At 41.4% G+C, this 15,612-nt stretch carries 14 protein-coding genes; 1 reads left to right on the plus strand and 13 read right to left on the minus strand.

The genetic code is table 11. The features are described 5' to 3' along the window. Nucleotides 1-233: 233 nt before the first annotated feature. Nucleotides 234-380: a hypothetical protein gene (locus F6K46_RS22065; protein ID WP_293061017.1), complete on the minus strand. Its 147-nt coding sequence runs from the start codon at nucleotides 378-380 to the stop codon at nucleotides 234-236. Nucleotides 381-1,270: 890 nt separating this feature from the next. Here F6K46_RS22065 and F6K46_RS22070 point away from each other — a divergent pair. Further along, complete coding sequence (locus tag F6K46_RS22070) at nucleotides 1,271-2,143, plus strand: M48 family metallopeptidase (protein WP_075899608.1); 873 nt, start codon at nucleotides 1,271-1,273, stop codon at nucleotides 2,141-2,143. Between the two features lie 479 nt (nucleotides 2,144-2,622). Here F6K46_RS22070 and F6K46_RS22075 read toward each other — a convergent pair whose 3' ends face one another. The 12 genes from F6K46_RS22075 to F6K46_RS22130 form a co-directional block, all read right to left on the minus strand. Further along, nucleotides 2,623-3,765, minus strand: coding sequence for an aminotransferase class I/II-fold pyridoxal phosphate-dependent enzyme (locus F6K46_RS22075; RefSeq protein ID WP_293061020.1), 1,143 nt, complete (start codon nucleotides 3,763-3,765; stop codon nucleotides 2,623-2,625). 433 nt (nucleotides 3,766-4,198) lie between these two features. After that, nucleotides 4,199-4,942, minus strand: a complete 744-nt coding sequence (locus F6K46_RS22080; protein ID WP_293061022.1) for a UPF0489 family protein — start codon at nucleotides 4,940-4,942, stop codon at nucleotides 4,199-4,201. Between the two features lie 250 nt (nucleotides 4,943-5,192). After that, complete coding sequence (locus tag F6K46_RS22085) at nucleotides 5,193-6,263, minus strand: peptidoglycan bridge formation glycyltransferase FemA/FemB family protein (RefSeq protein ID WP_293061024.1); 1,071 nt, start codon at nucleotides 6,261-6,263, stop codon at nucleotides 5,193-5,195. A gap of 259 nt (nucleotides 6,264-6,522) precedes the next feature. Continuing rightward, nucleotides 6,523-7,161, minus strand: coding sequence for a sugar transferase (locus F6K46_RS22090; protein WP_293061026.1), 639 nt, complete (start codon nucleotides 7,159-7,161; stop codon nucleotides 6,523-6,525). A 427-nt stretch (nucleotides 7,162-7,588) separates the two neighbouring features. After that, on the minus strand, nucleotides 7,589-8,788 hold the full coding sequence (locus tag F6K46_RS22095; protein ID WP_293061028.1) for a glycosyltransferase family 4 protein: 1,200 nt from the start codon (nucleotides 8,786-8,788) through the stop codon (nucleotides 7,589-7,591). A 97-nt stretch (nucleotides 8,789-8,885) separates the two neighbouring features. Continuing rightward, on the minus strand, nucleotides 8,886-10,019 hold the full coding sequence (locus F6K46_RS22100) for a glycosyltransferase (RefSeq protein WP_293061030.1): 1,134 nt from the start codon (nucleotides 10,017-10,019) through the stop codon (nucleotides 8,886-8,888). Next, nucleotides 10,016-11,320 (minus strand): hypothetical protein, encoded by a 1,305-nt coding sequence (locus F6K46_RS22105; protein ID WP_293061032.1) that lies wholly within the window; start codon nucleotides 11,318-11,320, stop codon nucleotides 10,016-10,018. Before F6K46_RS22105 ends, F6K46_RS22100 begins: the two co-directional genes overlap by 4 nt. Then, nucleotides 11,283-11,474 carry a hypothetical protein gene (locus F6K46_RS22110; RefSeq protein WP_293061034.1) on the minus strand — a complete coding sequence of 64 codons (192 nt, stop codon included), beginning with the start codon at nucleotides 11,472-11,474 and terminating at the stop codon, nucleotides 11,283-11,285. The genes F6K46_RS22105 and F6K46_RS22110 overlap by 38 nt, the downstream gene beginning before the upstream one ends. Before the next feature lies 1 nt (nucleotide 11,475). After that, complete coding sequence (locus F6K46_RS22115; RefSeq protein ID WP_293117348.1) at nucleotides 11,476-11,640, minus strand: hypothetical protein; 165 nt, start codon at nucleotides 11,638-11,640, stop codon at nucleotides 11,476-11,478. A gap of 199 nt (nucleotides 11,641-11,839) precedes the next feature. Continuing rightward, a complete protein-coding gene (locus F6K46_RS22120; protein WP_293061038.1) occupies nucleotides 11,840-12,934 on the minus strand; it encodes a glycosyltransferase in 1,095 nt (364 codons plus the stop codon). 64 nt (nucleotides 12,935-12,998) lie between these two features. Then, nucleotides 12,999-14,168 (minus strand): glycosyltransferase family 4 protein, encoded by a 1,170-nt coding sequence (locus tag F6K46_RS22125; protein WP_293061040.1) that lies wholly within the window; start codon nucleotides 14,166-14,168, stop codon nucleotides 12,999-13,001. Continuing rightward, nucleotides 14,159-15,583, minus strand: a complete 1,425-nt coding sequence (locus F6K46_RS22130; RefSeq protein WP_293061043.1) for a lipid II flippase MurJ — start codon at nucleotides 15,581-15,583, stop codon at nucleotides 14,159-14,161. The genes F6K46_RS22125 and F6K46_RS22130 overlap by 10 nt, the downstream gene beginning before the upstream one ends. Between the last annotated feature and the right edge of the window lie 29 nt (nucleotides 15,584-15,612).

Consider the following 15,612-nt stretch of genomic DNA (forward strand, 5'->3'; position numbering starts at 1 on the left):
ATCCCAAATGGGGTTGGAGAGCTTTCTTTAATTCGCTATATTGGTTCATGGGGTTTCTGATGGCTATCCTCAATTCTGATGAAACCCCATCCTGTTCTTCTTTTCAACTTTTTTGTCCTGTACTGAGGAACGGTTAATGGTTTCTGGTGATTTGAAACGCAAACTCAAAGAAGAATTATAGTAAGCATATGCGCTACGCGCAGGCTACGCCAACAGCCGTCAGCGGTCAGCCGTCAGCCTTGGCCTATGGCCACGCTACGCGAATGGCTGATAGCTGTTCGCGTAGCCTGCGCGTAGCAGTGGTAGCTGATAGCAGCTTGTAGGGTGGGCAAAAAGCGATGCAGCGCGGTCTTGGGGGTTTCCCCCATGAGCGACTGCATCAAGACACAGTTTGCTTGTTTTGAGTATTAATGATTATATTACTTTGCCCACCCTACTTTAATTGGTCTGATAGCTCATTGGAATATATAGCGGTTTTCAATTTGGTGAGATTTTTAGGGAACAGGGAACAGCGGATCACCGGAACAGGGAACAGATAAGTCGGAAGTAGCTGATAGCAGCTTGTAGGGTGGGCAAAAAGCGATGCAGCGCGGTCTTGGGGGTTTCCCCCATGAGCGACTGCATCAAGACACAGTTTGCTTGTTTTGAGTATTAATGATTATATTACTTTGCCCACCCTACTTTAATTGGTCTGATAGCTCATTGGAATATATAGCGGTTTTCAATTTGGTGGGGTTTTTAGGAAACAGGGAACAGCGGATCACCGGAACAGGGAAGTCGGAAGTCGGAAGTGGGAAGTGGGAAAAAATACTTTGTACCTCATTAGGCTAGAAACTGCCGAGGAAAGAGTACCCTTATGGGTATGGTCAAATCCTTAAAAATTTAATAATAAAACCTAAGGATTCAACTATCAGCTATTTTTTTATATGCTACCGGTCAAATAGTACCCTTATGGGTACTGTTTAATTAAAAAAAATAAGCTAAATCAATCCAAATTATTCAGTAAAATAGGGATAGATTAAACTAACCATATTAGAATCAAATCACCATTGATTGATATAGGATTGGATGACATGAGATTACTTTTGACAAGGCTTGGAGTTCAAAAATAAAAGTTTAGTCTCAATTAGTTATTATCAATTGATTAGGACACATTATTGAGTAGCACACTAGGAAATCCAAGCCAAATTCTACTTTGATAGAAAGTAAATGAAGAGAGAAATCTATCCTCTGATTAGTTTACGCCCTGAGCTAGGGGCAAGGAGAAATTATGTTGACAAGCGTAAAAACACAGGCAAGGATTGTCACTTCTGTGCTGGCACTAATGCTTCCTCTGTCTTTATCAATGCAAACCGCTGCTGCTGCACAAACCGATCAGACCGCGCCCGACATTTCTCTAAAACAACCCTTGGGATATCAACTTCCCACTGCCTATGAAAAGGCTAAAGCCGAACTCCCACAAGACTTGTACGTAATTTACAGGATCGTAGACCGCATCGTTCGCACCAACGACATAGATACTCGTTTCTGGCGAGTGAGGATTGTCCCTGAGTATTCTACAAAAGCCTACGCCCATTCAGCTTATGTGATTACCCTTGATAAAAGTTTGTTGGATCTGATGGCAGGGGATGTTTCTGCTTTGGCTTTTGTGATTGCCCATGAAATGGCACACCATAGTCACGGTCATATCTCTGAGCTAATTGAAAGTGCCCATGAAGCGTCTATTGATGTCTCCTCTGCGGACAATCAACAAGAAGCTCAAAAACGGCTGAGGGAGTGGCAGGAGCGAATACAAAAGTTGAGTCACAATCTAGAATTGGAAGCTGATCGCATAGCTTATCAGTATTTGGCTCGTGCTGGATTTGATCCGGAAGGGTCTGTGCGAGGGCTTAATACTTTAGCAGAACTGCCCGGAGGCGGCCTTAAGAGCAAGACGCACCCAACTATTTCTCAGCGTATTGAGGCGATCGAAGCGCTGATGGTGGAAAATCCTCCAAAGCAGTTAGCACGGCGAGGTCGTATCCAGCTACTTGGGAGCAAGCCGCTGACTTATGAGCTATCAGACAATGGAAACTCGTTGCGAGTTGACTCTAAACCAAGGAAGTCTTTTGAAGAGCAAATCGAAGGTAGGTTTGGTCAGTAGTTGGTGTATTTAATCGGAAGAGTCATTGGTATCAGGTACTTTCGTCTTGGGTTTTAGGGAGCAGGGAGCAGGGAGTAGGGAGTAGGGATTAGGAAGTAGGAAGTAGGGAGATAAACATTCAGCTAATGCGCTACGCGCACGCTACGGGAACAGCTAAGAGGATATCTGAAAAGTTTTTTTATACTGAATTTTGCCCCCCTAGCCCCCCAACTTTGGGGGGAAAAAGAGTCCATTTGCTTCTAAAAGTCCCCCAAAATTGGGGGATTTAGGGGGCTTGGATGTAGCAAATGAGACTTCTCAGACAACCTCTAAGACTTACCTTGCTTTTGCTTAAGGGAGTATGTTCACAATTGAAATAAAAAGGTTATATAATGTCAGGGTAATTACCCTTAATAAAAATCTCCCCCATCTTCCCATCTCCCCATCTCCCCATCTCCCCACACTCTCGATTAATTATGGGTATTCAACCAGACTTGATATTACTTGTGTACTAGACAACGAGAGGTTGCCTTAATCCCTTCAATCACCCGCTCTAGGTCTTCAGTGGTAAGATTGGAGCCAGAAGGTAGGCAAAGACCATGCTCAAATAAATCTTCTGCGATCGCACCACCAATAGAGTGACACTCAGCAAATACAGGCTGCAAGTGTAATGGTTTCCATACAGGACGGGTTTCAATTTGCTTTGCAGCCAAAGCCAGGCGAACCTGCTCTCGATCTGCTCCAAAGGCATCAGGGTTAATGGTCAGGCAAGTTAACCAGCGGGTGGCTCGTCCATAGGGGGCTTCTGGCATAAATTTTATTCCTGGCAGCTCTCCCAAGGCTTCCTGGTAAATCTCGAAGTTGCGCCGTCTCGCTGCTACTCTTTGATTCAAAACCTGCAATTGACCACGACCAACTCCAGCTAAAATATTGCTGAGGCGATAGTTGTAGCCAATTTGTGAGTGCTGGTAATGGGGGGCTGGGTCTCGGGCTTGGGTTGCCAGAAAACGAGCTTTGCTGACAAAATCAGGATGGTTTGAAACCAACATGCCGCCACCAGAGGTAGTAATAATTTTATTGCCATTGAAGGAGTAAATACCAATTTCCCCAAAGGTTCCCGGAGAGCGACCTTTGTAGGTGGCACCTAAGGCTTCAGCAGCGTCTTCAATCACGGGAATCTCGTAGCGATCGCAAACCTCTAAAATCGGATCAATATCAGCACTTTGACCATACAGATGAACCAAAACCAAGGCTTTAGGTAATTTACCCAGTCGAGCCCGCCAATCTAAAGCTTGCCGCAGTAAGTCGGGATCCATATTCCAGCTAGTGCGATCGCAGTCGATGAAGACTGGCTTGGCTCCCAAATAAGTAATTGCGCTAGCAGTAGCGATAAAGGTAAGGGTAGAGCAAAAAACTTCATCCCCTGATTTAACCCCAACTAGCCGTAGGGCTAGATGCAAGGCTGCTGTGCCAGAACTAACAGCAGCTCCGTGGCGAGTACCCACAACTTGGCAAAATTCTTGCTCAAAAGCATCCACATGGGGACCCACTGGCGCAATCCAATTTGTTTCAAAAGCTTCTTTAACAAATTCCAGTTCCTGATCACCCATGTGGGGTGTAGACAAAAGAATTGGTTTATTCATAGGAAAATGATGAATGTAGAATGCAGAATGTAGAATGTAGAATGTAGAATTTAGAATGTAGGATTTAGAAGGTTGAAGGTTGAAGGTTGAAAGTTAAAAATTAAAAGTTAAAAGTTAAAACTTTAAGGTTGAAGGTTGAAGGTTGAAGGTTGAAGGTTAAATTTAGAAGGAAAAAGGTTTAAGGTAAAAAATAATTTTCAATGTTAAGGGTTGTTCGCATTTGGGGTTCGGTTAAGGGTAGGTTTAAGGTTTAAGGTTGAAATATTAATTAGCTGAAGTTGCTTCCTAACTACAGGGTTTTTCATAACTATGAGGTAAACAGGATTTTTTCCCTGTTCCCTGTTCCCTGTTCCCTGTTCCCTACTCCCTACTCCCTACTCCCTACTCCCTAAAACCCAGGACGAAAGTACCTCACCAATTGAGAACTGCTCTATTAGTAAATACCTTGGTGACGCAACCAGAGTTGACTTTGGTAGTAACCTGTACGAAGGGTGTCGTAAAATATAGGAGGAAGAAGTTTTTTGTAAGTTTTTGGTGGGGGTGGTGGCGCTGCAGGTAGTCGCTCAATTTTGGCTTGGAACATTCCAGCTAGACGCTGGATAGTTCGTTCAAATTGAAGTTGAGTCTGATGGGAAAATCTGGGAGAATAGCACACTGAAATTTGCTCTGGTACACAGGTAAAGTTCCGTTCAAAAAATGCTTCTATCCTAGCTTCGACGCTGTCAGCGGGATAGTCTTTGCAGGCGAACACATCCCAGTCAATATCGAGGAATTCACCAGCTTCTAGACCAGACCACTCTGGGAAAGTCATGACCTCGTAAGTTAAGGGAATACCCACTTGCCCTTGCTGTGCCAAACGCCACCGGGTCAGTTGCACACTCCAATCACTCTCATACTTAACGGTGCCTACATCATGCTGCCGACCCCCTGGTAGATCGTGAACCCAGCGCACCCGCTGCACGCGACCCTCAAGGATAGCATGAGTTAAAAAATTGCCGACGTCTACACCCTTACGTATATCATCAATAGGGTAGGCTCGCTGCGCCCGACGGTCGATCAACAGACCCCGCATATCACAGTGAAAATCCAAATGAACCACCCGTAGGTTAGTAGCATTTTGGCGACGCCAGATAGACAACAGTTGGTCGTGTTTCTCAATTACGTATAGTGTAGTCATATCAAAAAGTAAAAAGTAAAAGGCCTCCATGAAAAGTGTTAATTTCAACTAACACTTAACACTTAATAAGTCAACAATTAACAATTTAAAAATTACTAAACTGATGTGCATTTAAATTGGTTATTTACGGTTCCCGTCTTGATGCAGTCGCTCATGGGGGAAACCCCCGCATGAAGGCGCTGCATCGCTGTTCCCAGAGACGCTGTTCCCTTTTAGCAATTTAGATATGCCAATCTAAATGCTAAACAGCTTAATGACTACAACGATAGGCGGGGAAGAATTTGGAGTGGAGGAGTTTTTCTGGGTCAGTGTTTAATGCTTTGGCTCGTAAATTAACGAGATAACGATACTTTTCTTCATCAGTAATTAAACGTAGTGTCAGGAAGTTGTGTCTTTGCTTGGAGAAACCCGCTTTGAAATTGTATAGACTATCTTTTGCGCCTCCTACACCACCGCCAAGGTGCAAAAATTCATTGCCGCGTTCTTTAGCCCAGAGTCGGACAAAATCTGTTTCTAAAACACTTGGAGATTGTTTGAAAAACTGGGTTTTAGTTCCACCCAGGACAGCTTGAACGATGCCACAGGATTCTGTGTAAATTCCAGCGGATATGATTTGATTATCCAGTTCAACGATACAGAGGTGAAGTTGCTCTCCTAGAATCTCTAACAGTCTGACAAAGTAATCATAGTTAAAATAATAAAAGCCTGAAGCACCTACCCGATCCATAGTCTCTTGATAGACTTCAATAAATTCCTGAATGTAGTCTTTAAATGGAACCATTCTGGCTGTCATCCCAGCACGCTTACACTTATTAATTTTATTGCGATGATCTTTGCGGGTATGACTCCAGAGTTCAGACTCAGGGAGTGTTAAATCAATAGAGATTGTCTCGCCATTGAAGGTAAACGGGTTAGGGTTAAATAATTCATTAATATTATGATTAAGTATGGGATGAAGTCGCAAGAAGGCTGAACATACTCCCTTGACAGATAACACACGTTTGAATTCAGCCATTGCGGCATCAGCAAACCCTGGTGTGCTAGCGGCTGCCTCACTTAATAAAATTCCTGGATAACCATAGGGAGAGACTATATCAAATAAATCCCCTGAGTCTTGATCGCAAATGTCATCACATTGGCGCAGTAAATAAGGAACGAAGAAAATTTGATCACCATCTGCTATTACAATTGCTTCCGGTATCCCTTGATTTCGTCTAGACTCTAAACTAACATAGTCGGCTAGATGATAGATATCATGACGTAATTGGTTTAGAGTTTCTCCCCATAACGGGCTTAAAAAATCAATTATTTTACTATCCATACTGTTATCTAAAAAACTAATAATTAAATTTGCTACTATTTCAAAACGTTAGTAAAACTTCAAACACTATTTAGGACTTACGCAGTTAAACCAAAAATCAAGGGTTTCAGCTATAGGGAACAGGGAACAGGGAACAGGGAACAGGGAACAGAGAGTTAAAGACATTTTATATATCTGAATGCGTAAGTCCTGTATTGCTACATAATAATCACCCCATCGCCTGATTATCATCTTTTAGCAGGAATAAATTTAATTGGTATTAACAAGAGGGAGAGGTCCCCTGAAACTCACTTAACGTAGAGTGGGTTGGGTTAACAATACCTTCGCGCTTGGTCACTTTAATAAAGGTTAGGAATAAAATTTTCAAATCAAGCCAGAGATTCCACTTATCAACGTACCAAACATCACATTTGAATTTATTTTCCCAACTAATAGTGTTGCGACCATTAACTTGTGCCCAACCCGTAATACCAGGTTTCACCTCATGGCGGCGTGCTTGTTCACAATTGTAGCGATCTAAATACTCCACCAGTAAAGGACGAGGTCCGACAAAACTCATATCCCCTTTCAGAACATTCAAAAGTTGAGGAAGTTCATCTAAACTGGTTTCCCGTAGAAATTCACCAATTGCGGTCAGGCGTTCTTCATCCGGAAGTAGATTACCATCGCCGTCGCAATCATCGGTCATAGTGCGAAATTTATAGAACTTGAAAATACGACCATCTTTCCCCGGTCTTAGTTGGGTGAAAACAATTGGTCTTGCCATACTGAAGTAGATTGCGATCGCAATAATTAAGATAACAGGCGATAAAACAATCAGAGCGGTCGCAGCAACAAATTTTTCGGCAATCTCTTTAATTAGTTGTTGTAATTTATGGCTAGGAAAAATGTTCGTCATAGTTCACTCAAAACACAATTTTTTTCTCTTATTAAATAAAACATATAACGTTTGAACTGGGATGTGTTGCCACAATGGCTATTACTAGTGATTAATGACTAATCATGCACACACTTAAAATCCCACGACTTGTATAACGTGGGATGATTTAATATCAAAGATATTCACTTGGAGATCGGGATATGGGGAGATCAGAAGATCGGGAAATGAAATTGATGTGTAACCGTAATCAGCGAGAATTTGTATTATCCCCCCAAAGATCGGCAGGTGGTTAACCTTAAACCTACCCTAGGGGAACGCCAAGGGCGAACAACTTTAAACTTTTAACCTTCAACCTTCAACCTTCAACCTTCAACCTCGAAACCTTCAACCTTAAACTTTAAACCTTAAACCTTCAATAAAAACTGCTTGAATTAAGCCCATCTGTTTACATAGAGTCATTGTAAACAGGCCAAAGTCCAGTGCCTAAAGGTGTCAAAATGCGATCGCTGATTGCTTCAGTATACAAAGCCTCATGGAGTTCCAGAATGTTTTGTAAATCATAAGCACTCATGTGCTCCCGTCCACGTTTGCCCATAGCTAAGGCGTCTTCAGGATGGTCTAATACCCACGTCATTGCCTGAGCGATTCCCTTGATATCCCCCACCTCAACCAAAAGACCACTGTCTCCTGCCAGCAAATCCCTAGTGCCACGGATATTTGTGCCAATCACTGGTGTTTCCAGGCACAAGGACTCCATCACACTTCTAGGAAGTCCTTCTTGTTCTGAAACCAACAGTGTTGCCACTGAGGCTTGTATCAGAGTCGGAATATCCCTGCGGAAACCAAGGAAATGTACCTGATGTTTAATGCCTAGAGCTGATGCCAAGTCTTGCATTTGTTGAGTCCACTCTTCATCTCCATCTCCGGCCAATGCCAAGTGGACATCAGATCGCTCCAAACAGGCAAATGCCCTTAAAATATCCTGATGATGCTTGCGAGGGATAAACTCAGCAACTGACAAAAATAGTGGATTTTCCGGTGCTATTCCCAGCTCCTCGTACACCCCCATTACCTCAGCTACAGGAGTCGAATCAAAATTGTAGTATTCCAAATCAACACCGATTCCTGGCATATAACGAATCTGTTGTGGTGACACAATATTATAGTGCTTAGCTGCCTCTTTATCCTCATGATTAATTACTACTAAGTAGTCAGTCCAATGTCCAGCCAATTTTTCCAATGTCAGGAACAAAGCATTTTTTAAAGGTTGTCCCCCACCATAGAAGTGAAAGCCATGAGCGGTGTAAATTACCCTGGGTTTTTCCTGCTTTCTCAAACCCCTTAGAGCATAACGAGTAATAAAAGCCGCTACTGGGGTATGTACATGAACAATATCATAGTTCTTCTGAGCAATTACTTCTTGGATAGTTCGTGGAGCCAACAGTAGATTCTGTGGATCCAAGGGATTGCGTGACCACTGGACATCCCAAACCTGGTCAAAAGCTGCCAAGCATTCCTCACAAGCTGAAATTCCCTGAGCCATAGCATCTACGCGCCAGCCTTGAAACCGGAAGTGGTGAGCCAAGGGAAGCAGGAAGCCACGGAGTGTATCCGGAATAGTAGTTATTATTAAAAGTTTATTCATGATTAGTTTTTACTAAACAGTAGTTATATCGATTGACAATAATTACAATCTCTATAATTAGCTATTGGAAATTATTAGTGACGGATTAGCACTAGCTTTAGCCTAAAAGTAGTTCATATAAAGTCTCATATTGACCAACGACTGAGTTAATAGAAAAGGACTCAATAATTCTAGATCTTGCTGCTTTTCCTAACGCTTTTCTACCTTCATTACCCATCAAAATCAGCTCTTTCCAAGCCCTAGCCAATGCTTCTGAGTTTCTTGGGGGTACCACTCGTCCCGTATTACCCACAATCCAGGCTGAATCACCGACATCTGTTACCACACAGGGAACACAACTCGACATTGCCTCTCCAATAACTAAAGGAAAGGCTTCCCCATAGGCAGAAGCCACAGTATTAATATCTAGAGCAGCAGTAAGGCGAGGAATATCAGTGCGTTCTCCTAGTAAGTGGAAGTGATTCCATAGTCCTAAGTCCTGAATCAAGGAAGATAAAAATTTATTATTTTTATCAACCTCTGTGCCAGCCATAATAAAATGCACATCAGGAAAAGTTTTGGCTAACAATGAAGCAGCCATAATAAAATTTGGGTGATCTTTCATGGGGTGATAACGACCAATTAATCCGATTAAAACCGATTGCTCATACAAGCCTAATTCAGACCGAAAAGCTGCTCTAGCTTCCAGGGATGGTTTAAATAAAGACGTGTCAAATCCATTCGGAATTACACAGCTATTTTGCGAAGAATATCCCAACGCTTCATGCTGTAATTTACTTTGATTAGATACAAAGCAAATTCCCTGAATAAATTTAGAAATTATAGCACCACTTTTAATCAGAGATGCTGTCATTTTATTCTCAGATGACAAGGAATAAACTGAATGATGAATGCTCCACAAAAGTGGGATTTTATGGGAATAAAAACTACTAGCTAATTTGGCAGCTATATTTCCGTGATACATCCATCCCTGAATTACGTCAGGCTTGAGAGTATTCACCGTATTAATTAACTTAGACAATGCCTTTAGGGTTGGAACCTTTCCTGGTTCAAGACCAATATGAACAACAGGTATACCCAAAGATTCAATGCGATCGCCTACCGTATCACGCCCCATTAGAGACAGTACCACTGGACTAAAGCGCTTTCGGTTTATCTTGGATAGGAGATGATATAACATCAACTCTGCACCTCCTATTGAAACTCCAGTAGTAAGGTATAGTATTTTCATAATCTATAGTTCTTTTTCCAATAAACTTTGCTAACGAAAGATAGTAAGAGACCCATAGCCGCAAAAAACCAAAAATTAGCGATTAGGTAAGCCTCTGGGTCACCAAAGGTAATAAAATCTATCCAAGTTACAGCTGTTAAAATGTAAACAAATGGCATCCAGTATATTGTATGTAGCTGATTATTAAAAATAGTTTGTAGATAACGACCAATCCAACCAAAGCTCAACGATATGATAATTAGTCCGACCCAAGACATACTATAGATACCAAAGGCCAGTATACCTGGTGGTATAGCAAACTCATTGGAGCCTATGATATTTGCTGTATTCTCAAAGGATAGGGTTTCTGGGAACTCCATATTAGTCAGACGCTCCGGTATTAAGGAAAGCACCCCATAGTAGATATCCAGAAATAGCCGCATTGGATAATGATTATTAAAAGCTGCATCTAGGGAATGAACTGGAAACACAAAGTTCTCTACTAGTTCGATAATGCTAAAGCTTTCATTGGAACCACTGTCCAGAGATTGTCTAAAGCGTTCCACTACAGCAACATAGCCATCTGGCAAAGCACTTAAGCTAAAAAACAGGGTTTTGCCGTGAATCAGAAACAGAGCAGCACTAGAGACAAAAGTAAGGGTGAAAGTAAAGGAAAATTTGCCAGTTTTAAGGACATAAACTAAATAAAACCCGATAATGTATCTGACAAAAGGAATACGCCCAGCTGTTAAAGTGGCTGAAATCCAGGAAGCGACTACAGATAGCAAAAACAAACTAAATAGGATGAATTTACCTTTTTTTAGGTTGCTAAAAAATACCAGGGCTGCCAATAAATAAGAGGCAAAGAATGAAAAGAACATAAAATTCTTAAAAAAAACCAGGTTGCCACTTTCAACCGTGGTTGATCGAATCAGGTGGCTTTTAGCAAGGGCTACCATAACGCCACCATACTGAGAGCCATAGATTTGAATAGATAGACAAGAGAATAACAGCAGCAAAATAGCAAATACAATCACAACATTGTCACTATAGCTCTTGATAGTAATCGTTTTTCCAAATTTTTCAGCCGACTTAGAATAGAAACCAATAACAATCAGAATGTATCCCACAAATATAGCAATAACTGTTTGTGGGTTGTCAGTGTATAAGGTATTTCCCCAGTTCAACTCATGCCTAGCATTCTCTAGGTTAGCTGATAAGACAAATCCTGGAAAAGCATAGACAAGAAAGAAAATCAAGTTAGCCAAGGTCAGGAAATCCAACTTACCGGTTTTTTTTCGTTTTATTTCTGTAAGCAACATCAATAAGATTAGTCCCAAGTAAGCTGTGGCTAACATAGTCAATTATTTCTATAGCAAAGGGAGTAGGGAATAGGGAGTAGGGAGTAGGGAGTAGGGAGTAGGGAATAGGGAGTAGGGAGTAGGGAGTAGGGAGTAGGGAGTAGGGAGGGTGCATCTCAGTTTTGAAAATTTTCCGTAGGGTGCGTTAGGGGGCCTTCATTTTTCGCCTCGTAGTCAGGGTTATGTTGCTGCCCGTAACGCACCACCGTGTCAAACAGCAACAATGAGATGCACCCAGTAGGGAGTAGGGAGTAGGGAGTAGGGAGTAGCCAATATGGCATCAAAAACTTTGACAATTTAATTTATTTAGAATTGCTATATATATCCCATAAGGTACAAATTGATCCCCCTAAATCCCCCTTAATAAGGGGGACTTTGAGGTTGAGAAGCGTACCTCATAACTGCGAGAAACGCTATAAAAACAATACATTGAGGAAAATTTTGAATTTTGAATTTTGAATTTTGAATTAACTAACGACTTTAGTTCAATATAGCTAAATACTCAGAAACCGCTCGCTCAGTAGAAAAGTACCTTGCCCGCTCCATTAATTTATCCTGAGTTAATGGAGATTTAAGTACTTGTAACATAGCTAATGATAAAGCGGCTGAATCCCCGACTGGTACTAAAATGCCATATTGTCCTGCTGATAAAATTTCCGCTGGACCACTAGGACAATCTGTAGCAATTACTTGGCAACCACATGCCATTGCTTCAATTAACACAGTGGGTAACCCTTCCCAGCGAGAAGACAAAACCAACGCATTCGCTTTACTCATATATGCATAAGGATTCTCTACAAAACCTGGCATAGAAACATCCGCTGCAATTCCTAGCCTGTTAATGGTTGCCTCTAATTCGCCTCGGGATTCCCCTTCACCTAAAATCACCAGGCGAGCGATCATTTTTTTTCTTAAACGTGCAAACGCTTGGATTAGAGTCAAGAAATCTTTCTGAGGTGATAATCTACCAACAGCCAAAAAGACAGGAGGAGCGTCTTTGCGAAACCAAGGATGGCTCAAAGGCATTTTTGATTTGGCGATTAGCTGATGATTAACCACTGGATTGTAAATTTCTCTGACTTTGCCTTGGTCAAAACCAAGTTGACACTCCAAATCCCGTGCTACTGCTTGAGAAACTCCGACAATTTCATCAGCACGAGGGTAAAACCATTTCATCAGTGGTGGTACCAATTTAGCTCGCATTAACTGAGACTTAGAAGCTGAAAAAGTGTTGTGTTCTACCAATACTAATCGAGTTTTGGTACGAGCTAACTCTTTGGCTGCTACAGCAATGACGTTAGCATGAGCCAGATGAGAGACTAGGGCAGAAGGTCTGTTTTGTTGTAAGTAACGTGACAAGGGTTGAATTGCTTTCACAACTCGTCCGGCTGCCAAGTTAACTAGACGCACCTCCTTAGGCACTTGGCTTAGATAAGGTCCGTCAGCACTGGCAAGAACTAGATCCAACTGGACATCTTGTTCCAACATCCCTTTGAGCAAGTTAACTGTTACCCGTTCTGCGCCACCGTCATAGAGAGCAGGTAGAAAAAAAGCGATATGCTTTATATCCATCATTCTTTTATAGATTATACTTTATAGCAGTTTTCAATTAATCCCTGTTAGATCTGCTGTCAGTGATTCATAAAGCTGACTGCTGACTGCTGACTGCTGACTGCTGACTGCTGACTGCTGACTGCTGACTTATAACGTCACTAAATAAAATTTCCCAGCGTTCTATTATTGTTCCTAAACCAAATTGTTCTGTAATTTTTGGAGCATAAGAGGCTAGACGTTTACGCTCTTCCTCATTGGATATTAAACGCTCCAGTGCTGTAGCTAAGGCTAACCTATTTTCACTGGGCACCAAAATCCCATTTACACCATCACGAATAACTTCTCGTGGACCACTAGGACAATCTGTTGAAACAACGGGGAGTCCACAAGCGAGTGCTTCAACTAAAACCCCTGGTAACCCTTCAAAGCGGGAAGACAAGACAAATAATTCTGACCGTTTTAAGACTGAAAAGGGATTACGAACAACCCCAGGGAAGATGACATTATCAGTTAAACCTAATTGATCTCTGAGATTTTCAAGCTCTGGACGAAGCTCCCCTTCTCCTAAAATTATAAGTTGCCAGTCTGGATGGTGACCAGCATGTTTTTTGAAAGCAGATAATAAAATATCAAACCCTTTCTGATGGGTAAGCCTTCCGATAGCAACTATCCATTTTTTAGTTAGATCAGCTCCTTTAGTTTCCAGTAATTTATCCATACTAGGTCTGGAATTGATACTAGCCAATGGGTTATAAATTACTGCTCGTTTAGTTTCGGGGAGCCAGTCAAAATACTGATTCACCCCATCCCCTACGCTCACCACTTTATCTGCAAAGGAATAGGTGATATGTCGCAATCTATCCCACATTTTTCCACTAGAACTTTTCCGAGGATCATTTTGTTCACTTACCAGAACCGGATAGTTAGTCTTAACAAGAGCTAACAGGGTCAAGATATTGATTTGATCTAAGAAAGAAATGACAACATCAGGGTGTAGGGATTTAATGGTTCGTCTCAAGACCCACAAACGATAGAGGTTATTCAAAATTCCATGAATAAAAGTTGGTGAGTTTTTGGCGATATTAAGGGCTACTCGATTAACCCCATCAGGTAATTTATAAAAGTCAAGATAGGTGTCATCAATTGTTACCACATCAACTTGATAACCCTTGTTAAAGAATCCTTTTGCTAGCAAAGCTACCGCTCGCTCAGCACCTCCACAGGAGAGAGATGACGTCACTAGTGTTAATCGCATAATTGTTTTTCAGGGTTTTTCTTTTTGATTTGATTTTGGGTAAATAAGAGCATAAATGAGAAACAAAAGATATACACGCAGCTAGTGGATAACGCAATGCCTTTAATTCCCAGCCATTGCATAAAGAGAATATTCAAAATAATATTAATGGCTAAATCAAATCCAGATACCCACATCAAAATATAGTTAAGTCTCATTGCTGACACCAGCCTAACAACTAGAATATTAGCAATATAAAAAGGAATTTGTAATGCATAAAGTGCTTGAGATTGAGCGACTAAATTAGTAGCATCAGAGGTAAATGAACCTCGTTCAAAAACTAGCTGGACTATCGGATGAGAAAAAACAATTAGAATTATGCTTAGCGGTACAGTAATCAAAAATATCAGCCGTAGATAATACCTAAGGGTGCCACGGATTTCGTGCCAATCCTGACTAGCAACCATCTTAGAAAAATAGGGAATTACCGCAGTGCTGATCGCAATACTCATTAGGTTAATGGGAGAAGCAATTAAACCGTTGGCGTAGTTAAGTATAGACACACTACCAGGAGACAACATAGCTGCCATGGCTTGATCAATTGGAGCAGCACTACAAATTAATAATGCTCCAGCAATCATTGGCAGATACTGGCTCGCTACCTGGCGCATAGGCTCATTAAATCCATACCATCTTGGCAGTAATGAAATACCTTGACGATGCAGTGCTATTCCCAGAATTATCAGCTCTAGAACTGTACCACTAATTAATCCAGCAACTAAGGCAAAGATTCCTAAAGACTTAAATCCTACTATCAATAGGATGCTAATCACCGGAATCATCATTGGACATAGAGCTGCTAGAGCAAAACGTTCCCCAGCATTCAAAACAGCACTCCAAATGATGGCAATCCCAGTAAGGATAACTACGGGTGCCATTAAACAAAGTAGATGGAAGGTAAGCTCTAACTTTTCGGGGTTAAACCCAGAGGCAATCAATGGTAAATAAACCAGAGCAGTAGCTACCATTACTATAGTAGTGAAGCTAAGCAGTACTAATGCCCAGATCATTACTCCAGAAAATAGTTTTTGAGCGGCTGCCATTCCTTCCTGATCTCGTACACGGATATAGGTAGGAATAAAGGCAGTATCAAGGGATTCAGCGATTACATTTTTTATTAAAAAAACAACCAATAAAGCGATAAAAAATGCATCTAATTCATCCCCAGTACCAAACCTCCAGGCAACTACTAATTCTTTAATAATAGAACCAATTTTTACAAAACCAGTCAATAAACCAACAGTTACAATTGCGCGAAAAATTTTGCTATTCGTCGAGCCATTGACTAGCTTTTTACAGTAGATAAGCAAGCTCTGCCCTGACCAAACTCTCATAGTCTCTAAGGGAATAGGCAACAGGCAACAGGCAACAGGCAACAGGGGGATTTTTTTGTGTACCTCATGAG

The organism is Moorena sp. SIO3E8 (genome assembly GCF_010692445.1).
GTDB classification, from domain to species: domain Bacteria; phylum Cyanobacteriota; class Cyanobacteriia; order Cyanobacteriales; family Coleofasciculaceae; genus Moorena; species Moorena bouillonii.

Coding starts and splice junctions, on each gene's coding strand:
- F6K46_RS22090 (WP_293061026.1), bottom strand. CDS start 7,161: ATGACGAACATTTTTCCTAGCCATAAATTACAACAACTAATTAAAGAG.
- F6K46_RS22105 (WP_293061032.1), bottom strand. CDS start 11,320: ATGTTGCTTACAGAAATAAAACGAAAAAAAACCGGTAAGTTGGATTTC.
- F6K46_RS22085 (WP_293061024.1), bottom strand. CDS start 6,263: ATGGATAGTAAAATAATTGATTTTTTAAGCCCGTTATGGGGAGAAACT.
- F6K46_RS22065 (WP_293061017.1), bottom strand. CDS start 380: ATGCAGTCGCTCATGGGGGAAACCCCCAAGACCGCGCTGCATCGCTTT.
- F6K46_RS22125 (WP_293061040.1), bottom strand. CDS start 14,168: ATGCGATTAACACTAGTGACGTCATCTCTCTCCTGTGGAGGTGCTGAG.
- F6K46_RS22080 (WP_293061022.1), bottom strand. CDS start 4,942: ATGACTACACTATACGTAATTGAGAAACACGACCAACTGTTGTCTATC.
- F6K46_RS22100 (WP_293061030.1), bottom strand. CDS start 10,019: ATGAAAATACTATACCTTACTACTGGAGTTTCAATAGGAGGTGCAGAG.
- F6K46_RS22110 (WP_293061034.1), bottom strand. CDS start 11,474: ATGCACCCTCCCTACTCCCTACTCCCTACTCCCTACTCCCTACTCCCT.
- F6K46_RS22120 (WP_293061038.1), bottom strand. CDS start 12,934: ATGATGGATATAAAGCATATCGCTTTTTTTCTACCTGCTCTCTATGAC.
- F6K46_RS22115 (WP_293117348.1), bottom strand. CDS start 11,640: ATGCCATATTGGCTACTCCCTACTCCCTACTCCCTACTCCCTACTGGG.
- F6K46_RS22095 (WP_293061028.1), bottom strand. CDS start 8,788: ATGAATAAACTTTTAATAATAACTACTATTCCGGATACACTCCGTGGC.
- F6K46_RS22070 (WP_075899608.1), top strand. CDS start 1,271: ATGTTGACAAGCGTAAAAACACAGGCAAGGATTGTCACTTCTGTGCTG.
- F6K46_RS22075 (WP_293061020.1), bottom strand. CDS start 3,765: ATGAATAAACCAATTCTTTTGTCTACACCCCACATGGGTGATCAGGAA.